Genomic DNA, 15,525 nt, shown 5'->3' on the forward strand with positions numbered 1-15,525 from the left:
AGCGATGTCGGCGATCAGTTGGTCTTTAGTAAGAGCCATTTAGTGTTCCTTCCCTATCAAATTCATATGGATTGCAGAGTGCAATGTCAGCCATCGAGCCCGATCTTCTGGATCTGGCACCCTCGGCGAAATAACCTCGGGATCGGGGTTATAGATACCGAAATCAGGGTTTGGTTCGACCTGACAAAAGCTGACTGCAGGCTTAACGCAGTGACTTCGCGCAAGACCGGGCAAAACTAGCACAGCGACGGGGAAATATCCGCCTCTAGCTACCCATTTGGTCAGCTTTATTGCTCTAAACCGGGAAAAAAACGCATAAGCGCCGTCGGTCGCCTGCGAATCGACCTTGGTACCGCGCCAAAACCAGCGGTTGCGGTACACTGAGCGCTTTTTCGGGGAGCCCGCCCTCCTCTCTTCAATCAGCCGAGAAGCCCATGCCGATCCGTCATTGCATCGTCCACCTGATCGACAAAAAACCCGACGGCACACCTGCAGTTCTCCACGCGCGCGACTCAGAGCTGACCGAGTCCGCAGCCATCGAGAACATGCTTGCCGACCTCAATGAAAGCTACAACGCCAAGCAAGGCAAAGCCTGGGGTCTGTTTCATCCGGAATCCGGTGCCTTCCCTTTCAGCGGCTGGCTGAAGGAATACCTCGATGGCGGTCAGGATTTCACGGCCTTCAGCCGCGTGGCGGTGGAACACCTGCAAAAGCTGATGGAAGAATCCAACCTCTCGGTCGGTGGTCACGTGCTGTTCGCGCACTATCAGCAAGGCATGACCGATTACCTGGCCATTGCGTTGCTGCACCACAGCGAAGGTGTTGCCGTGACCGATGAACTGGACGTGACTCCGTCCCGTCACCTGGACCTGGGTCAATTGCACCTGGCGGCGCGGATTAACGTTTCCGAGTGGCAGAACAACAAGCAATCCAAGCAATACATTTCGTTTATTAAAGGCAAGAACGGTAAAAAGGTTTCGGAGTATTTCCGCGACTTCATCGGCTGCCAGGAAGGCGTCGATGGCCCTGGCGAAACCCGCACCTTGCTCAAGGCATTCAGCGACTTCGTCGAAAGCGAAGATCTGCCGGAAGACGACGCTCGCGAGAAAACCAAAACCCTGGTCGACTACGCCAGCAGCCAAGCCAAACTTGGTGAACCGATGGGGCTGGAAGAATTGTCAGGCCTGATCGACGAAGAACGCCCGAAGGCCTTCTACGATCACATCCGCAACAAGGACTACGGCCTCTCGCCGGAAATCCCGGCTGACAAACGCACCTTGAACCAGTTCCGCCGTTTCACCGGTCGCGCCGAAGGCCTGTCGATCAGCTTCGAAGCGCACCTGTTGGGTTCGAAAATCGAGTACGACGAAGAAGCCGGCACGTTGATTATCAAGGGCTTGCCGACCTCACTGACAGACCAGTTGAAGCGACGCAACTGATGCTCGGCAACGTCCTGAAGAAATTCCTGCTGATCCTGCTGGTGGTTGTGGCCTATCAGAACTGGGGCAAAATCGAGCGGGTTTTCAATCCATCACAAGCGGTGTCTGCTCAGACACAAGCCAGGGCCAACGTCGTGCTCTACACCACCGAATGGTGTGGCTATTGCAAACTGACCCGGCGTTTTCTCGATCAGAAAGGCATTCCGTACAAGGAATTCGATATCGAGAAGGATGCTGTGGCGCGCAAGGACTATGAAGCCTTGGGTGGTGGCGGCATTCCGTTTATCGATGTGAACGGGACACTGATTCGCGGGTATGACCCGGATGCGATTCTGGCTGCTTTGAAATAACGAAAAACCTGTAGGAGCTGCCGCAGGCTGCGATCTTTTGATTTTGCCTTTATAAGATCAAAAGATCGCAGCCTCGTTGCACTCGACAGCTCCTACAGGTTTGCGGTTTTACCGTGCTTCGAGGCGGAAGCCAAAGCGCGGAACGTGCACATGCACCACGCCGCCACGCTCGTCCTCACGACGCACGATCAACTCTTCGCTCCCGGCAAACAACAACTCTCCCTCCACCGGATCAACGCCATAGTCCGCAGCCGCCACCAGCACCTGCTGGCCAGCCTTGAAACCATTGGGGTCAACGAACTGCTCGTCCGGCAAGGCCGCTGGCGTGGACGTACGCGCCACCTCCAATGCCTCTTCGGACGTCATCTCGCTGGATGCGCCATGGCCAAAACCCATCACCCTTGAATGCCACGCACTGACTGCAGGATAGGCATCGACCAGCGGTGCCGTGACTGGCGTGGCCTTGAGAAACCACAGTGAATGGGCCAAGGCGAAGTCAGCAATCGATGGTTCGCCGAACAGGTAGTCAGCCTCTTCACGCTGCAACTGCTGCTCCAGTCGCGACATGATCGTTGGCCACTGGTGCCTAGCCTGCTCGGCAGATAACTTGGTGCTGCTACCACCACTGAACAATTTGGCACGGTCGGCAATGAACGCCTTGATCGCTTCCGGCGGTAAATTTCCGAAACGCACCGCTATCGACTCGGGCTGGAACACCAGGCTGACGGCGTGCTGGAACACCACCGAATCGGCCCAGGCCGCGAAGCTCGCCGCGATCATTTCCTGACCTTCCGGGAGGAGCGCAGGTAGCGCTTTCTCCTGCTCCAAGCGGCGGGCGATCAATGCCGTGTCGCAATAAATGTCCGCACCAATCTGCAACACCGGGGTCTTGCGATAGCCACCGGTCAGGGCAGTGAGATCGGGTTTGGGCATCACCGGCGAGATTTTCACCGAACGCCAGGACAACCCCTTGAAGCCCAACAGCAGCCGGGCCTTTTCGGCGAAGGGGGACGTCGGGTAATGATGAAGAATCAACTCGGACATGCTCGGCTCCGCCGCAAATACAGGAATCTGCAGCTTAGCGCGCAATGGGTTGGCAGCCTACAGATCTGCCTGATGGGTACTGATCAGTCAGATTGATAAGCCTGCGGCAGCGCTAGCCACCAGGCATTCCTTGGCGCTTTTCTTGAGCTTTTTGATCAGGCGTTCCTGACGCAAGGCGTCACTCTTGTCACGGCAGCGTTCGGTGTAGACCAACGCCATCGCAGGGCTGGAGAGAAAAAACCGCGCCCCCTTGCCGCTTTGATGCTTGGCGAAGCGACGCACGGGATCATCACTGACCCCGCAGTAGAGCGCACCATTGGCCGCGCGAACGAGATAGACAAACCAGGGTTTACTCGACGGTGCATCGAGGTCGGCAGGGATTTCGCTAAGGGTGCTCACGTGGCGATCAGGGCTTGAAGGAAAACAAGCCGCGATCTTATCAGCGACTGGCCTGGAATGCCTTCAACCCCTTCAGGGCCTGGGCACGCACGGCGTTGTGTACCACTGGCGTCCAGCCCAGTAGCAAGCCCTTGAAACCCAGGGCCTGACGCGACCAGGTCCACAGATTGAAATTGTCATGGTGCTCGCAAATCTTGCCGTCGCGGAACACGAAACGCGCCTGGATATCGTTGACCACGATGTTGCCGGTCTGGCTGAACAGATAGGTCGCGACCCAATGCGCACCGCCGCTGCGTTCGTCGGCGCGGACATTGTCGAAGGTCAGGGAAAAATCCTTGGCGCGCGTGGTGAGCATGCGCCACATGTCGCCGGCATCACGACCGTGCAGCTCGCCGAAGGCCGGGTCACTGAACAGCACATCATCGGTATAACAAGCGCTCATGGCCTCGGCATCCAGTCGCTGAAATGCTTGGTAAAACCGGGTGATCAAGGCGCTGTGGGCATCACTCATGGGCAAACTTCCTGTTGTGCAAAATGGCATCGAACGATTGCCTGCACGATAGTCTGCAAATGGGCGAAAAACTATCGGCATTCGCCGTCCGAATATCGCCAGTGCGTGCGACCAGCTTTTCTTCAGATCTTTTCGCTGATTACCTGTACGTACAGTGAACGACCAGCCCCAAGGCCGGCGATGATCGCCCCGAGGCCGATGACGCCAAAGATCCAACCCACGGCAGACCAGCCACCGGTCCAGTCATGCACAATGCCGACCGCGAATGGCCCCATCGACGCCAACGTATAGCCGAACCCCTGAGCCATGCTCGACAGGTTCGCTGCCACGTGGGAATCCCGCGAGCGCAGCACGATCAGGGTCAACGCCAGACTGAACGTGGCGCCCTGCCCCAGCCCAAGCAAAATCGCCCAGCCCCACAGGCCTTCGATCGGTGCATACAGGCAACCGAACAACCCACCCAGTGTCATCACCATCACGATCACGATGGCCAGGCGCTGGTCCTTGCCGCGAGTGGCCAGCCAGGGTGCCGCCAGCGAACTGATCAACTGAACGATCACCGAACCCGACAGCACCAGCCCGGCCTGGGTTGGGGTCAGCCCGCGACCGATCAGGATCGATGGCAACCAGCCGAAAACGATATAGGCCAGGGACGATTGCAGGCCCATGTACAAGGTCACCTGCCAGGCCAACGGGTCACGCAGCAAACCGCGAACGCGGTAAGCGACATTGTGGGCGCCGTGTTTCTGGCCCACTTGCGGCAGCCAGAACAGCGCGGCGGCCAGCGCCGGAATCACCCAGAAACCCAGGCCCAGCGCCCAACTTTTGTCGAAATGCTCACTCAGCGGCACGGTCGCACCCGCTGCCATTGCCGCGCCCAGGCACAGGGCCATGGTGTAGACACCGGTCATGGTTCCGGCTTGCTTGGGGAAATCGCGCTTGACGATCCCCGGCAGCAACACACCGATAACACCGATGCTCGCGCCAGCCAGCACACTGCCGGCAAACAGACCGACTTCGCCAAAGGCGCTGCGCAAAATGATCCCGCCGGCCAACGTCAGCAAAATCCCCAACACCACGCGCTCGGCGCCAAAACGTCGCGCCAGCACTGGCGCCAGTGGCGCGAACAGGCCAAGGCAAAGTACTGGCAATGTCGTCAGCAAACCGGCCGCGGAGGCCGACAAGTCGAGCGTCTTCGACACTTCGCTGAGCATCGGCGCCATGCTCGACAAAGCCGGGCGCAGGTTCAGCGCCACCAGAATCAGGCCCAGCAATAACAACCATGGCCGACGCAGCACCGGCTGATTTTGCTGAACCTGCTCGTCATCAGCTTCGGCGTCGATCAGCAGCTCTTCCAGCTCCGCCGTGCGCTTGGATTCAGCGATGTTGCTGTGCGTGCTGGACATGGTTTTCTCGGGTTCAAGGTTCATTGATCAACTGCCTCGACAGGGCTTTGGCCCGCTCCGGATCGCGTTGCTCGACGGCATCGAGCAACTGGACGTGCAGGTCGAACACTTCCTGGCGGCGCGGCGTGATGTTCAGGCAGTGGCGCAGCTGTGCGCCGACGACGCTGGAGAAATAGCGATACAGCTCGCTGAGCGTGGGGTTGTGTGCGGCGTCCACCAAGAGACGGTGGAACACTAGATCACAGGCGATGTAGGTATCCAGATCGCCGTGATAGTGACTGCCGCTGACGCCCAGCGCCTCGCGCAAGGCCACAAGATCTTCATCGGTGCGACGCATGGCCGCCAGGCCGATGGCTTCGACTTCGAGGATATGCCGGGTCTCCCGGGCCTGCTCCTGGGAGCAACGGGACAAGACTTTCAAGGTGTCCATGGGATCGACCACGGCGCGAAGGTAACTGCCGTCACCCTGACGGATTTCGATCAACCCGGAAAACGCCAGCACCCGCATGGCTTCACGCACGGTGTTACGGCTAATGCCCAGTTCGGCTGACAATTCAGGTTCGGTGGGCAAACGCTGACCGACCGACCACACGCCTTCATTGATGCGCAGACGCAACTGATCCAGGGCCTGATCGACCAAGGATCGTTTTACCAATGGGGAAATTTCAGACATTGAGCTCATCCTTTCATCCAATCATAGGATGAATTTCCTGACATGGTAGTCAGCCTGGATGACAAACACAACCAACCTGTAGGAGCTGCCGCAGGCTGCGATCTTTTGATCCACAGACATGAAAAAGCCCCGACGGGTCGGGGCTTTGGGGATGACGCTAATGGCTTACTCGCCGATGAGGGCCTTGTAGCCGGCGGCATCGAGCAGCTTGTCCAGCTCAGCGGTGTTGCTTGGCTTGAGCTTGAAGATCCAGGCGCCGTACGGCTCACTGTTGAGCAGCTCAGGCGAACCATTGAGCTCTTCGTTGACAGCGATCACTTCACCGCTGATCGGGGCATAGATGTCGGAGGCGGCTTTAACCGATTCCACCACGCCAGACTGATCACCAGCAGCGAATGTTTTGCCCACTTCAGTCAGCTCGACAAACACCACATCACCCAGCGCTTCCTGCGCGTGATCGCTGATGCCCACGGTGACGGTGCCATCGGCTTCCAGACGTGCCCATTCGTGACTTTCGGCAAAACGCAGGTCGGCAGGGATATCGCTCATGTTCTGTGTCCTCATGAAAATTGTCAGCGGACAAAGCCCGCCGGAAAAGGTTAGATCAAGGTTTTGCCGTGGCGTACGAAGGTCGGTTTAACCACCCGAACCGGGTACCACTTGCCACGGATTTCCACTTCTGCGCGGTCGGCAGTTGCCATCGGCACGCGCGCCAGTGCAATCGACTTGCTTAGCGTAGGAGAGAAACTACCACTGGTGATCTCCCCTTCGCCAACATTGGCGATGCGGACCACTTGATGAGCGCGCAATACACCGCGCTCCTCAAGGACCAGCCCCACCAGTTTGTGCTGTACGCCTGCGGCCCGCTCGGCTTCCAGCGCCTTGCGGCCGATGAACTGGCGAGCAGCCGGTTCCCAGGCAATGCTCCAGGCCATGTTGGAGGCCAGCGGTGAAACGCTCTGGTGAATGTCTTGGCCGTAAAGGTTCATGCCGGCCTCGACCCGCAGCGTATCCCGCGCACCCAGGCCAATCGGGGAAATACCCGCACCCACCAGATCGTTGAAGAATCCTGGCGCCTGATCGGCCGGCAGAATGATTTCCAAACCGTCTTCACCGGTGTAACCGGTGCGCGCGATGAACCAGTCACCGTCGGGTTGACCTTCAAACGGTTTGAGAATCTGGATCAGATTACTGCGGGACTGGCTCACCAGCTCGGCAATCCGCTGCCGGGCGTGGGGGCCTTGAATGGCCAGCATCGCCAGTTCGGATCGTTCGTTGAGGCGCACATCAAAGCCATCAAGATGGGCGTGCATCCACGCCATGTCCTGATCGCGGGTGGAAGCGTTTACCACCAGGCGATAACCCTCATCGAGGCGGTAGACGATCATGTCGTCGACGATACCAGCCTGCTCATCGAGCATGGCGCTGTACAACGCACGGCCAGGGCTATGCAGACGTTCGACGTCGTTGGCCAGCAAGTGCTGGAGCCAGGCCTTGGCCTGGGCGCCGCTGACATCGATCACGGTCATGTGGGATACATCGAAGACACCGCAATCGCGGCGCACTTGATGGTGCTCCTCGACCTGCGATCCGTAATGCAGAGGCATGTCCCAACCGCCAAAATCGACCATCTTCGCGCCAAGCGCGAGGTGAAGGTCATACAGAGGCGTACGCTGTCCCATGGGTTTCTCCTTCCGGGCGTGGCGAAGGTGCGGGCGAGTGATAAATCGCGTGAAAACCTTGAAATTAAAGGCTTCCAGCCGATTCTTACTACCTTGTCTGTCAGATGGACCGCACCGAATGCCGCGCATTGTAGCCGCAAGGTGTAGGACTGGCACCTAGCTGTTTCGATGCGCCGAACGTCGTATCAATCCGATGACCGGTAGCAGCCCGACCAAAACCAGGGTCAAGGCCGGCAAAGAGGCTCTCGCCCACTCGCCCTCACTGGTCATTTCGAAGATCCGCACCGCCAGCGTATCCCAGCCAAACGGGCGCATCAGAAGGGTTGCGGGCATTTCCTTGAGCACATCGACGAACACCAGCAAAGCCGCGCTCAACGAACCGGGCAACAGCAATGGCAGATACACTTTGAAAAACAGTCGCGGCCCACTGACACCCAGGCTACGTGCCGCTTCGGGCAAAGATGGCCGTATACGCGCCAGACTGCTTTCCAGCGGCCCGTAGGCCACGGCGATAAAACGCACCAGATACGCCAGCAACAGAGCCGAAAGGCTGCCCAGCAGCAGTGGTTTTCCGGCCCCGCCGAGCCAGCCGGAGAGCGGGATCACCAGCTCGCGGTCCAGATAACTGAACGCCAGCATGATCGACACCGCGAGGACCGAGCCTGGCAAGGCATAGCCAAGATTGGCCAGGCTGACCCCGGCACGAATCCCTTGGGTCGGCGCCAAACGTCGGGCAAATGCCAGGATCAGGGCGACACTGACGGTGATCAACGCTGCCATCGCGCCCAGATACAACGTGTGGACGATCAGGCCGGTGTAACGCTCATCGAGATCGAAGCGCCCACGCTGCCAGAACCACACCACCAGTTGAAGCATGGGAATGACGAAGGCACAGGCGAACACCAGACCGCACCAAGTGGCGGCCAGCATCGCTTTGAACCCACTCAGGTGGTACAGCGCCTTGACCCGCGGCCGTTCATTGCTCGCTCGATTGGCACCGCGGGCACGACGCTCGCCGTAGAGCACCACCATCACCACCAGCAGCAACAGGCTGGCCAGTTGTGCGGCGGTGGAAAGGCTGAAGAACCCGTACCAGGTCTTGTAGATGGCCGTCGTGAAGGTGTCGAAGTTGAACACCGACACAGCGCCAAAGTCCGCCAGGGTTTCCATCAGCGCCAACGCCACGCCCGCACCAATGGCGGGGCGCGCCATGGGCATGGCCACGCGCCAGAACGCCTGCCATGGCGATTGCCCAAGCACCCTTGCGGCTTCCATCAGGCCTTTGCCTTGCGCCAGGAATGCCGTGCGCGCCAATAGATAAACGTAGGGGTAGAACACCAGCACCAGAACCACAATCACGCCGCCCGTGGAGCGCACGCGGGGCAAGCGCAGTCCCGCACCGAACCACTCGCGCAACAGGCTTTGCACGGGACCGGCGAAATCCAGCAGACCGACGAAGACGAACGCCAGTACATAGGCCGGAATTGCGAAGGGCAGCATCAACGCCCAGTCCAGCCAGCGCCGACCGGGGAATTCGCAGAGACTGGTGAGCCACGCCAGGCTCACACCGAGTACCGTCACGCCGATGCCAACGCCGAGCACCAGGGTCAGGGTGTTGCCCAGCAGCCGTGGCATTTGCGTGTCCCAGAGGTGGGACCAGATCTGTTGATCGATGTTTTGCCAGGACAGCAGGAGGACACTCAGGGGCAGCAGAACCAGCGCAGCGATGGCGTAGACCAGGGGATACCAGCGGCGTTGGGCGGGGTGGGCCAAGGGGAAGCGCTCGTGAAATTTTGGGGTATGGGAAAACGCGAAAAGATCGCAGCCTTCGGCAGCTCCTACAAGGGGTAGGTGCTGACGAAGGCTGCGATCTTTTGCTTTTTAAAGCCGACTCAGTTCCAGCCAGCCCGATCCATCATGCGAATGGCTTCGGCCTGGCGCTTGCCGGCAACTTCAACAGGCAAGGTATCGGCGATGAACTCGCCCCAGGCTGCGACTTCGGCGGAAGGTTTCACCGTCGGGTTGGCCGGGAATTCCTGGTTCACGTCAGCAAAGATCTTCTGTGCCTCAGGGGTGGTCATCCACTCCACCAGGGCCTTGGCGGCCTCCGGGTGCGGTGCGTGTTTGGTCAGGCCGATACCCGACAGGTTCACGTGCACGCCACGATCCGCCTGGTTCGGCCAGAACAGTTTCACCGGCAGGTCAGGCTTTTCCTTGTGCAGGCGACCGTAGTAGTAGGTGTTGACGATGCCGACGTCGCACTGGCCTGCATTGATGGCTTCCAGCACCGCTACGTCGTCGGAGAACACGTCCGTGGACAGGTTGTTGACCCAGCCTTTGAGGATCTTCTCGGTTTTCTCGGCGCCGTGCACTTCGATCATGGTGGCAGTCAGGGACTGGTTGTAGACCTTCTTCGCCGTGCGCAGGCACAGGCGACCTTCCCAGTTTTTGTCGGCCAGCGCTTCGTAGGTCGTCAACTCGCCCGGCTTCACCCGAGCAGTGGAATAGGCGATGGTCCGCGCGCGCAGGCTAAGGCCGGTCCAGGCATGGGAGGCGGCGCGATATTGCAGGGGAATGTTGGTGTCGATGGTTTTGGAAGTGAAGGGCTGGAGGATGCCCATCTGCTCGGCTTGCCAGAGGTTACCGGCATCGACGGTCAGCAGCAGGTCGGCGACGGCATTCTCGCCCTCGGCCTTGATCCGCTGCATCAGCGGCGCTTCCTTGTCGGTAATGAACTTGACCTTCACACCGGTTTTGGCGGTGTAGACATCGAAGACCGGCTTGATCAGTTCGTCGATACGCGAGGAGTAGACCACCACCTCGTCGGCTGCCTGGGCGGCGGTGCTGCCAATCAGGGTCAGGGCCAGTGCAGTCAGTAGACGCTTCGGTGCCAACATGGGAGCGGTCTCTCGATTGAAAAAAGGAGGGCAAATGATAAGGACTCACATTTGCCTTCTCAATCGAACAGTTCGCGGGTGAGTTACCAGATGTTGCACAACCTCTTGAATTCACCGCGCACTGTGTAGGAGCTGCCGTAGGCTGCGATCTTTTGATCTTGCTCTATCAAAATCAAAGGCAAAAGATCGCAGCCTGCGGCAGCTCCTACACGGGAAATGCATCGACAAACTGTCAGGCCTTGGCCAGCGCCGGCAAATCCCCGATCAACCCCAAGGCCTCGCGCACGAACAACGCCTTGGCCTCCGGCATCTGGTCGACCATTTTCAACCCGGTATTACGCAACCAGCGCACCGGCAAGGGATCTGCCTGGAACAACCGCTCGAAACCTTCCATTGCCGCCATCAACGCCAGGTTATGCGGCATGCGTCGACGCTCGTAGCGGCTGAGCACCTTCACATCCGCCAAACGTTCGCTGCGGGTGGCTGCCTGCTGCAGCACTTCGGCCAGTACGGCAGCATCGAGGAAACCAAGGTTCACACCCTGCCCGGCCAATGGGTGAATGGTGTGCGCCGCATCGCCGATCAACGCCAGACCTTCAGCCACGTAACGCTTGGCGTGGCGTTGGCGCAGCGGCACGCAAAGACGCGGGTCGGTGTTGAGCACGCTGCCCAATTGACCTTCGAAAGCCCGTTCCAGCGCCTTGCAGAATCCGTCTTCATCCAGCGCCATCAAGCGTTCAGCTTCGCTCGGCGTGGTCGACCAGACAATCGAGCACCAGTCATGCTGACCGTCGCGCTCCAGCGGCAGGAATGCCAGCGGACCGTTATCTGTAAAGCGCTGCCAAGCCGTCGTTTGATGGGGTTTCGAGCAGCGCACGCTGGTGACGATGGCGTGATGCAGGTAGTCCCACTCCCGCGTCGCCATGCCGGTCAGGCGCCTGACCGCAGAATTGGCACCATCGGCCGCGATCACCAGCGGCGCGCGCAAGGTGCGGCCATCGGCCAGTGTCAGCAGCCAGTCGTCGCCAGAGCGGCGCATCTGTTCGAGGCGAGCATTGGCCAGCATTCCCAGGTCACAGTCGTGCAAGCGGTCAAGCAAGGCGTCCTGAACCACGCGATTCTCAACAATGTGCCCCAATACATCGGCATGCACGCTGGTCGCCGAAAAGTGGATTTTCCCGGTGCCGCTGCCGTCCCATACGTGCATGTCGCTGTAGGGACTGCTGCGCCGATCGGCAATGCCATCCCAGACGCCCAGACGCTGGAGAATTCGCTGGCTGGCGATGGACAACGCGCTCACTCGCGGCTCGAACGGGGCTTGAGCGTCAAACGGTTTGACGCTCATCGGGCTGCCATCGAGCAACAGGACTTCCAGCCCGCTATCCTGCAGCGCCAGCGCCAGGGCGCTGCCGACCATTCCGGCTCCGACAATCAGCAGATCTGCGCGCATTTCCATGCTTTAAGCCTGTCTCGCTTGCGGCTTGAGCCGCAGGTAAAGGGGTTTTCCGACGCGCGCCACCCGTTGGATGGTCGCCGTCGTCGTGAAGTTGATCAGCCACTCAGACATTGGGACGGGTACCCAGCCCCATCGCCTGCCGGGCGAACCAGCGCTTGGCCGGCGGCAGCAGGTCAAGACCGAGCAGGCCAAGATTGCGTCCCAGGGAAACCAATGGCTGCGTGCTGCCGAACAGACGCGTGACCTGATCGGAGAATCCGACGGTGAGGCTCTGATCCAGACGCTGGCGCTCGCGATAGGCCTGTAAGGTCGCGAAGTCGCCCAATGGCTGTTCACTGACGAGCAACGCATCGGCCAGTGCCTGGGCATCGCGCAGGGACAAGTTGAATCCTTGGCCGGCAATCGGGTGCAGGCTGTGGGCAGCGTTGCCAAGCACCGCCAGATGCGGCCGCACCTGCTCTTCGGCCTCCACCAGCGCCAACGGGTACAGATGGCGTGCGCCAACCTGTTTCAACGTACCGAGGCGATAACCGAACACGCCCTGCAACTCGCTGAGAAAGCTGCGTTCATCAAGCGCGGCCAAGCGTTGTGCGTCCATCCCCAGGCGGGTCCAAACCAATGCACAGCGGTTGTCCGGCAAGGGCAGCAAGGCCATCGGGCCATCGTCGGTGAAGCGCTCGAAGGCCATACCGTTGTGGGCTTCGCTCGGGGTGATGTTGGCGATCAGTGCACTTTGATTGTACGGGCGCTTCTTGATGCCGATGCCCAATTGCTCGCGCAGGCCGGAACGGCCGCCATCGGCAAGCACGGCGAGATCGCACTCCAGCGTGGTTTCATCATTGAGGGTCAGGCGATACCCGTCGATGAGCGGCTCCATAAGAGTGACTTCCGCCGGGCAACGCCAACTGATCACATCCTTGTCCAGTCCTTGCCACAGGCATTGGCCGAGCCAGGCGTTTTCCACCACGTAACCCAGTGCCGGGACGCCTTCTTCCATCGCCGACAGGCGCGCCGTAGAGAAACGCCCGCGATCGGAGACGTGAATCTGCTTGATCGGCTCGGCGCGGCGGGAGACTTCCTGCCAGATACCCAGGCGCTGATAAATCTGCCGGGCACCATAGGACAGTGCCGTGGAGCGCGCGTCGTAACTCGGTTGATACACATCGCCGGGCGCAAAAGGCTCGATCAGTACGATTTTCCAGCCGCGGGCCTTGGCCCCCGCCTGCAACGCCATCGCCAGGCTGGCACCGACCAGCCCACCACCGATAATGGCCAGATTGACTCGACTCATGCCGCTTGTGTCCGTGCTTGCGCCATCAAGGCCTCGATCTCGGCAACCGTTTTCGGTACGCCTTTGGTGAGGATTTCACAGCCGGTTTTGGTGACCACTACATCGTCCTCGATACGCACGCCAATGCCGCGCCATTTCTTCGCCACATTCTGGTTGTCCGGGGAGATATAGATCCCCGGCTCCACGGTCAACGCCATGCCGACTTCCAGCACACGCCATTCGCCGCCGACCTTGTACTCGCCGACGTCATGCACATCCATGCCCAGCCAGTGACCGGCGCGGTGCATGTAAAACGCCTTGTAGGCTTCGCTGGCGATCAGTTCGTCGACATCGCCCTGCAGCAAGCCCAACGCGACCAGGCCGCCCGTAATGACCCGAACCGTGGCCTCGTGCGCCTGATTCCAGTGCTTGTTCGGGGCAATCTCGGCAAATGCAGCTTCCTGGGCCGCCAGCACCAGTTCGTAGATCGCTTTCTGCTCCGGCGAATACTTGCCATTGACTGGCCATGTGCGCGTGATGTCACTGGCATAGCAGTCGATCTCGCAACCGGCGTCGATCAGCACCAGATCGCCATCCTTGAGCAGCGCGTCATTCTGCTGGTAATGCAGGATGCAGCTGTTGCGCCCCGCCGCGACGATCGAACCGTACGCTGGCATCTTCGCCCCGCCCTTGCGGAACTCGTAATCGAGTTCGGCTTCGAGACTGAACTCATGCAACCCGGCACGGCTGGCCTGCATGGCACGCACATGCGCCTGGGCGGAAATCCGCGCGGCTTCGCGCATTACTTTCACTTCTGCCGCCGATTTATACAGGCGCATGTCATGAAGCAGATGATCCAGGGCAACGTATTCGTTCGGCGGCTGGGCGCCAAGATTGGCTTTGGAGCGGATCACGTTGATCCATTCCATCAGATGCCGGTCGAACTCAGGGTTGCTGCCCATGGCCGAATACACTCGGTCACGGCCTTCGATCAAGCCCGGCAGGATGTCGTCGATGTCGGTAATCGGAAAGGCATCGTCGGCACCGAAGTCGCGGATCGCGCCTTCCTGGCCGGCACGCAAGCCGTCCCACAACTCGCGTTCGGCGTTTCGTTCACGGCAGAACAGAATGTATTCGCCGTGCAGACGCCCCGGCATCAGCACCAAAACAGCCTGAGGCTCAGGAAAACCGCTGAGGTACTGGAAATCGCTGTCCTGACGGTAAACGTGCTCGACGTCACGGTTGCGGATGGCCACTGCGGCGGCGGGCAGGATGGCGATGCTGTTGGGTTCCATCTGCGCCATCAGGGCCTTGCGGCGACGGCTGTATTCCGATTTCGGGATATGGATCATGGGCAGATGGCGTTCCCTGGCAAACGATTAATGCAAAGACGGTTTGGCAGCCGGCGCTTGTGGTTGTTTGGTCTCGGAGAACAGCAACAGTGGAGCAATACGCACGTACTCCATGACTTCCATGTAGTCGCTTTCGCCGTCGTCGGACTCTTCCAGAGCGTCTTGCACCTGGGAAATGGCGGCCAGGTCCTGCAACACTTCGGTGGCCTCGGTGCTGAGACTGCTGCTATCACGGCAGTTCAGGCCGAAACCGCTCAGGAATCCCTGGCACCATTCGCCCAGTGCAGCGGCGCGGTCGGCCAGCGGGGCGTCATCGGTTGGCAGCAACAGGACGACGGTTACGTCATCACCGGTAAGCTCGCCTTTAACCATCTCTTGCAGGCCGATTAACGCAGCACGAACGTTGTCCTGCGGCTCGCTTTCGAGCAGTTCGGCGGCGTCGATCAGCCAGCCTTCGTTTTCGAAACCGGCACCGGCGCAGCTGCGGCCGAGCAACAGGCCGTGCAATTCGGCAGGCGAAACATTATGGCCGCTGGAAGTCAGCAGAGTGGCGAAGGCTTGGTACGGAGAATTCTGAATGGGCATGATAGCTAGGCGCCAGACGGCGCTATGTCTAGAATGAAGGCCTTGTATCCTACATCGACTACCCCTGTAGGAGCGAGCTTGCTCGTGATGAACCCGAGAACGCCACGCAGTGTCAGGGACCCAGCGTTATCGTTGACGACCATCGCGAGCAAGCTCGCTCCTACAGTCCGACACCCATCAGACAGTGAAGACAATGGAAGACACCGACCTGCAAGCGCTGATGGCCAGACTCGAACTGCTGATTACCCGAGTCGAGCAACTTAAGAGCCAGAACGGACTCTTACTAGCTCAGGAAAAGACCTGGCGCGAGGAACGCGCTCACCTCATTGAAAAAAACGAAATCGCCCGGCGTAAGGTCGAATCGATGATTTCGCGCCTCAAGGCCCTGGAGCAAGACTCATGAGTTCAAGCAATAGCGTCACCGTGCAGATCCTCGACAAAGAGTATTCGATCATCTGCCC

General features: G+C 59.7%; 17 protein-coding genes and 1 pseudogene. 5 read left to right on the forward strand and 13 right to left on the reverse strand.

All coding sequences use genetic code 11. The features are described 5' to 3' along the window. The 3 genes from ACRESJ_RS18720 to ACRESJ_RS18730 form a co-directional block, all read left to right on the forward strand. Positions 1-240, forward strand: a 240-nt coding sequence (locus ACRESJ_RS18720) for a hypothetical protein (protein ID WP_431759212.1), incomplete at its 5' end; no start/stop codon positions are given. 194 nt (positions 241-434) lie between these two features. Next, positions 435-1,439, forward strand: a complete 1,005-nt coding sequence (gene yejK / locus ACRESJ_RS18725) for a nucleoid-associated protein YejK (RefSeq protein ID WP_431759213.1) — start codon at positions 435-437, stop codon at positions 1,437-1,439. Continuing rightward, complete coding sequence (locus ACRESJ_RS18730) at positions 1,439-1,789, forward strand: glutaredoxin family protein (RefSeq protein WP_431759214.1); 351 nt, start codon at positions 1,439-1,441, stop codon at positions 1,787-1,789. Before yejK ends, ACRESJ_RS18730 begins: the two co-directional genes overlap by 1 nt. Before the next feature lie 108 nt (positions 1,790-1,897). Here the strand turns inward: ACRESJ_RS18730 and ACRESJ_RS18735 are convergent, their stop codons facing one another. The 13 genes from ACRESJ_RS18735 to ACRESJ_RS18795 all read right to left on the reverse strand — a co-directional run bounded on the left by ACRESJ_RS18735 (position 1,898) and on the right by ACRESJ_RS18795 (position 15,064). Then, positions 1,898-2,833 (reverse strand): glutathione S-transferase family protein, encoded by a 936-nt coding sequence (locus ACRESJ_RS18735; protein WP_431759215.1) that lies wholly within the window; start codon positions 2,831-2,833, stop codon positions 1,898-1,900. Between the two features lie 87 nt (positions 2,834-2,920). Further along, a complete protein-coding gene (locus ACRESJ_RS18740) occupies positions 2,921-3,232 on the reverse strand; it encodes a GIY-YIG nuclease family protein (RefSeq protein WP_431759216.1) in 312 nt (103 codons plus the stop codon). Between the two features lie 40 nt (positions 3,233-3,272). Further along, positions 3,273-3,743 carry a nuclear transport factor 2 family protein gene (locus tag ACRESJ_RS18745; RefSeq protein WP_431759217.1) on the reverse strand — a complete coding sequence of 157 codons (471 nt, stop codon included), beginning with the start codon at positions 3,741-3,743 and terminating at the stop codon, positions 3,273-3,275. A 122-nt stretch (positions 3,744-3,865) separates the two neighbouring features. Continuing rightward, complete coding sequence (locus ACRESJ_RS18750; protein WP_431759218.1) at positions 3,866-5,173, reverse strand: CynX/NimT family MFS transporter; 1,308 nt, start codon at positions 5,171-5,173, stop codon at positions 3,866-3,868. Next, complete coding sequence (locus tag ACRESJ_RS18755) at positions 5,163-5,822, reverse strand: FadR/GntR family transcriptional regulator (protein WP_431759219.1); 660 nt, start codon at positions 5,820-5,822, stop codon at positions 5,163-5,165. The genes ACRESJ_RS18750 and ACRESJ_RS18755 overlap by 11 nt, the downstream gene beginning before the upstream one ends. Positions 5,823-5,987: 165 nt before the next feature. Then, entirely contained in the window at positions 5,988-6,371 is a 384-nt protein-coding gene (gcvH, locus tag ACRESJ_RS18760) for a glycine cleavage system protein GcvH (protein ID WP_431759220.1), read from the reverse strand. A gap of 50 nt (positions 6,372-6,421) precedes the next feature. Continuing rightward, complete coding sequence (gcvT, locus tag ACRESJ_RS18765; protein ID WP_431759221.1) at positions 6,422-7,504, reverse strand: glycine cleavage system aminomethyltransferase GcvT; 1,083 nt, start codon at positions 7,502-7,504, stop codon at positions 6,422-6,424. A 156-nt stretch (positions 7,505-7,660) separates the two neighbouring features. Further along, a complete protein-coding gene (locus tag ACRESJ_RS18770; RefSeq protein WP_431759222.1) occupies positions 7,661-9,277 on the reverse strand; it encodes an ABC transporter permease in 1,617 nt (538 codons plus the stop codon). Positions 9,278-9,396: 119 nt separating this feature from the next. After that, positions 9,397-10,401 carry an extracellular solute-binding protein gene (locus ACRESJ_RS18775; RefSeq protein ID WP_431759223.1) on the reverse strand — a complete coding sequence of 335 codons (1,005 nt, stop codon included), beginning with the start codon at positions 10,399-10,401 and terminating at the stop codon, positions 9,397-9,399. Between the two features lie 232 nt (positions 10,402-10,633). After that, complete coding sequence (locus ACRESJ_RS18780; RefSeq protein ID WP_431759227.1) at positions 10,634-11,851, reverse strand: 2-octaprenyl-3-methyl-6-methoxy-1,4-benzoquinol hydroxylase; 1,218 nt, start codon at positions 11,849-11,851, stop codon at positions 10,634-10,636. A gap of 109 nt (positions 11,852-11,960) precedes the next feature. Further along, positions 11,961-13,148 carry a 2-octaprenyl-6-methoxyphenyl hydroxylase gene (gene ubiH, locus ACRESJ_RS18785; protein ID WP_431759224.1) on the reverse strand — a complete coding sequence of 396 codons (1,188 nt, stop codon included), beginning with the start codon at positions 13,146-13,148 and terminating at the stop codon, positions 11,961-11,963. After that, entirely contained in the window at positions 13,145-14,479 is a 1,335-nt protein-coding gene (pepP, locus tag ACRESJ_RS18790) for a Xaa-Pro aminopeptidase (protein ID WP_431759225.1), read from the reverse strand. Before pepP ends, ubiH begins: the two co-directional genes overlap by 4 nt. A 27-nt stretch (positions 14,480-14,506) precedes the next feature. Next, positions 14,507-15,064 carry a YecA family protein gene (locus ACRESJ_RS18795; protein WP_431759226.1) on the reverse strand — a complete coding sequence of 186 codons (558 nt, stop codon included), beginning with the start codon at positions 15,062-15,064 and terminating at the stop codon, positions 14,507-14,509. 193 nt (positions 15,065-15,257) lie between these two features. Here ACRESJ_RS18795 and ACRESJ_RS18800 point away from each other — a divergent pair, with 193 nt between their 5' ends. Beyond that, positions 15,258-15,467: a TIGR02449 family protein gene (locus ACRESJ_RS18800; protein ID WP_007982902.1), complete on the forward strand. Its 210-nt coding sequence runs from the start codon at positions 15,258-15,260 to the stop codon at positions 15,465-15,467. Next, a pseudogene (locus ACRESJ_RS18805) lies at positions 15,464-15,525 on the forward strand (cell division protein ZapA); the annotation flags it as partial. The gene ACRESJ_RS18800 and the pseudogene ACRESJ_RS18805, both read left to right, overlap by 4 nt.

Source organism: Pseudomonas sp., assembly GCF_050739655.1.
Taxonomy (GTDB): domain Bacteria; phylum Pseudomonadota; class Gammaproteobacteria; order Pseudomonadales; family Pseudomonadaceae; genus Aquipseudomonas.

Excerpts from the sequence above, each read along its gene's own strand:
- ACRESJ_RS18795 (WP_431759226.1), bottom strand. The coding sequence starts at position 15,064 with ATGCCCATTCAGAATTCTCCGTACCAAGCCTTCGCCACTCTGCTGACT.
- ACRESJ_RS18780 (WP_431759227.1), bottom strand. The coding sequence starts at position 11,851 with ATGCGCGCAGATCTGCTGATTGTCGGAGCCGGAATGGTCGGCAGCGCC.
- pepP (WP_431759225.1), bottom strand. The coding sequence starts at position 14,479 with ATGATCCATATCCCGAAATCGGAATACAGCCGTCGCCGCAAGGCCCTG.
- yejK (WP_431759213.1), top strand. The coding sequence starts at position 435 with ATGCCGATCCGTCATTGCATCGTCCACCTGATCGACAAAAAACCCGAC.
- ACRESJ_RS18750 (WP_431759218.1), bottom strand. The coding sequence starts at position 5,173 with ATGAACCTTGAACCCGAGAAAACCATGTCCAGCACGCACAGCAACATC.
- ACRESJ_RS18800 (WP_007982902.1), top strand. The coding sequence starts at position 15,258 with ATGGAAGACACCGACCTGCAAGCGCTGATGGCCAGACTCGAACTGCTG.
- ACRESJ_RS18730 (WP_431759214.1), top strand. The coding sequence starts at position 1,439 with ATGCTCGGCAACGTCCTGAAGAAATTCCTGCTGATCCTGCTGGTGGTT.
- ACRESJ_RS18755 (WP_431759219.1), bottom strand. The coding sequence starts at position 5,822 with ATGTCTGAAATTTCCCCATTGGTAAAACGATCCTTGGTCGATCAGGCC.
- ubiH (WP_431759224.1), bottom strand. The coding sequence starts at position 13,148 with ATGAGTCGAGTCAATCTGGCCATTATCGGTGGTGGGCTGGTCGGTGCC.
- gcvT (WP_431759221.1), bottom strand. The coding sequence starts at position 7,504 with ATGGGACAGCGTACGCCTCTGTATGACCTTCACCTCGCGCTTGGCGCG.
- ACRESJ_RS18735 (WP_431759215.1), bottom strand. The coding sequence starts at position 2,833 with ATGTCCGAGTTGATTCTTCATCATTACCCGACGTCCCCCTTCGCCGAA.
- ACRESJ_RS18775 (WP_431759223.1), bottom strand. The coding sequence starts at position 10,401 with ATGTTGGCACCGAAGCGTCTACTGACTGCACTGGCCCTGACCCTGATT.
- gcvH (WP_431759220.1), bottom strand. The coding sequence starts at position 6,371 with ATGAGCGATATCCCTGCCGACCTGCGTTTTGCCGAAAGTCACGAATGG.
- ACRESJ_RS18745 (WP_431759217.1), bottom strand. The coding sequence starts at position 3,743 with ATGAGTGATGCCCACAGCGCCTTGATCACCCGGTTTTACCAAGCATTT.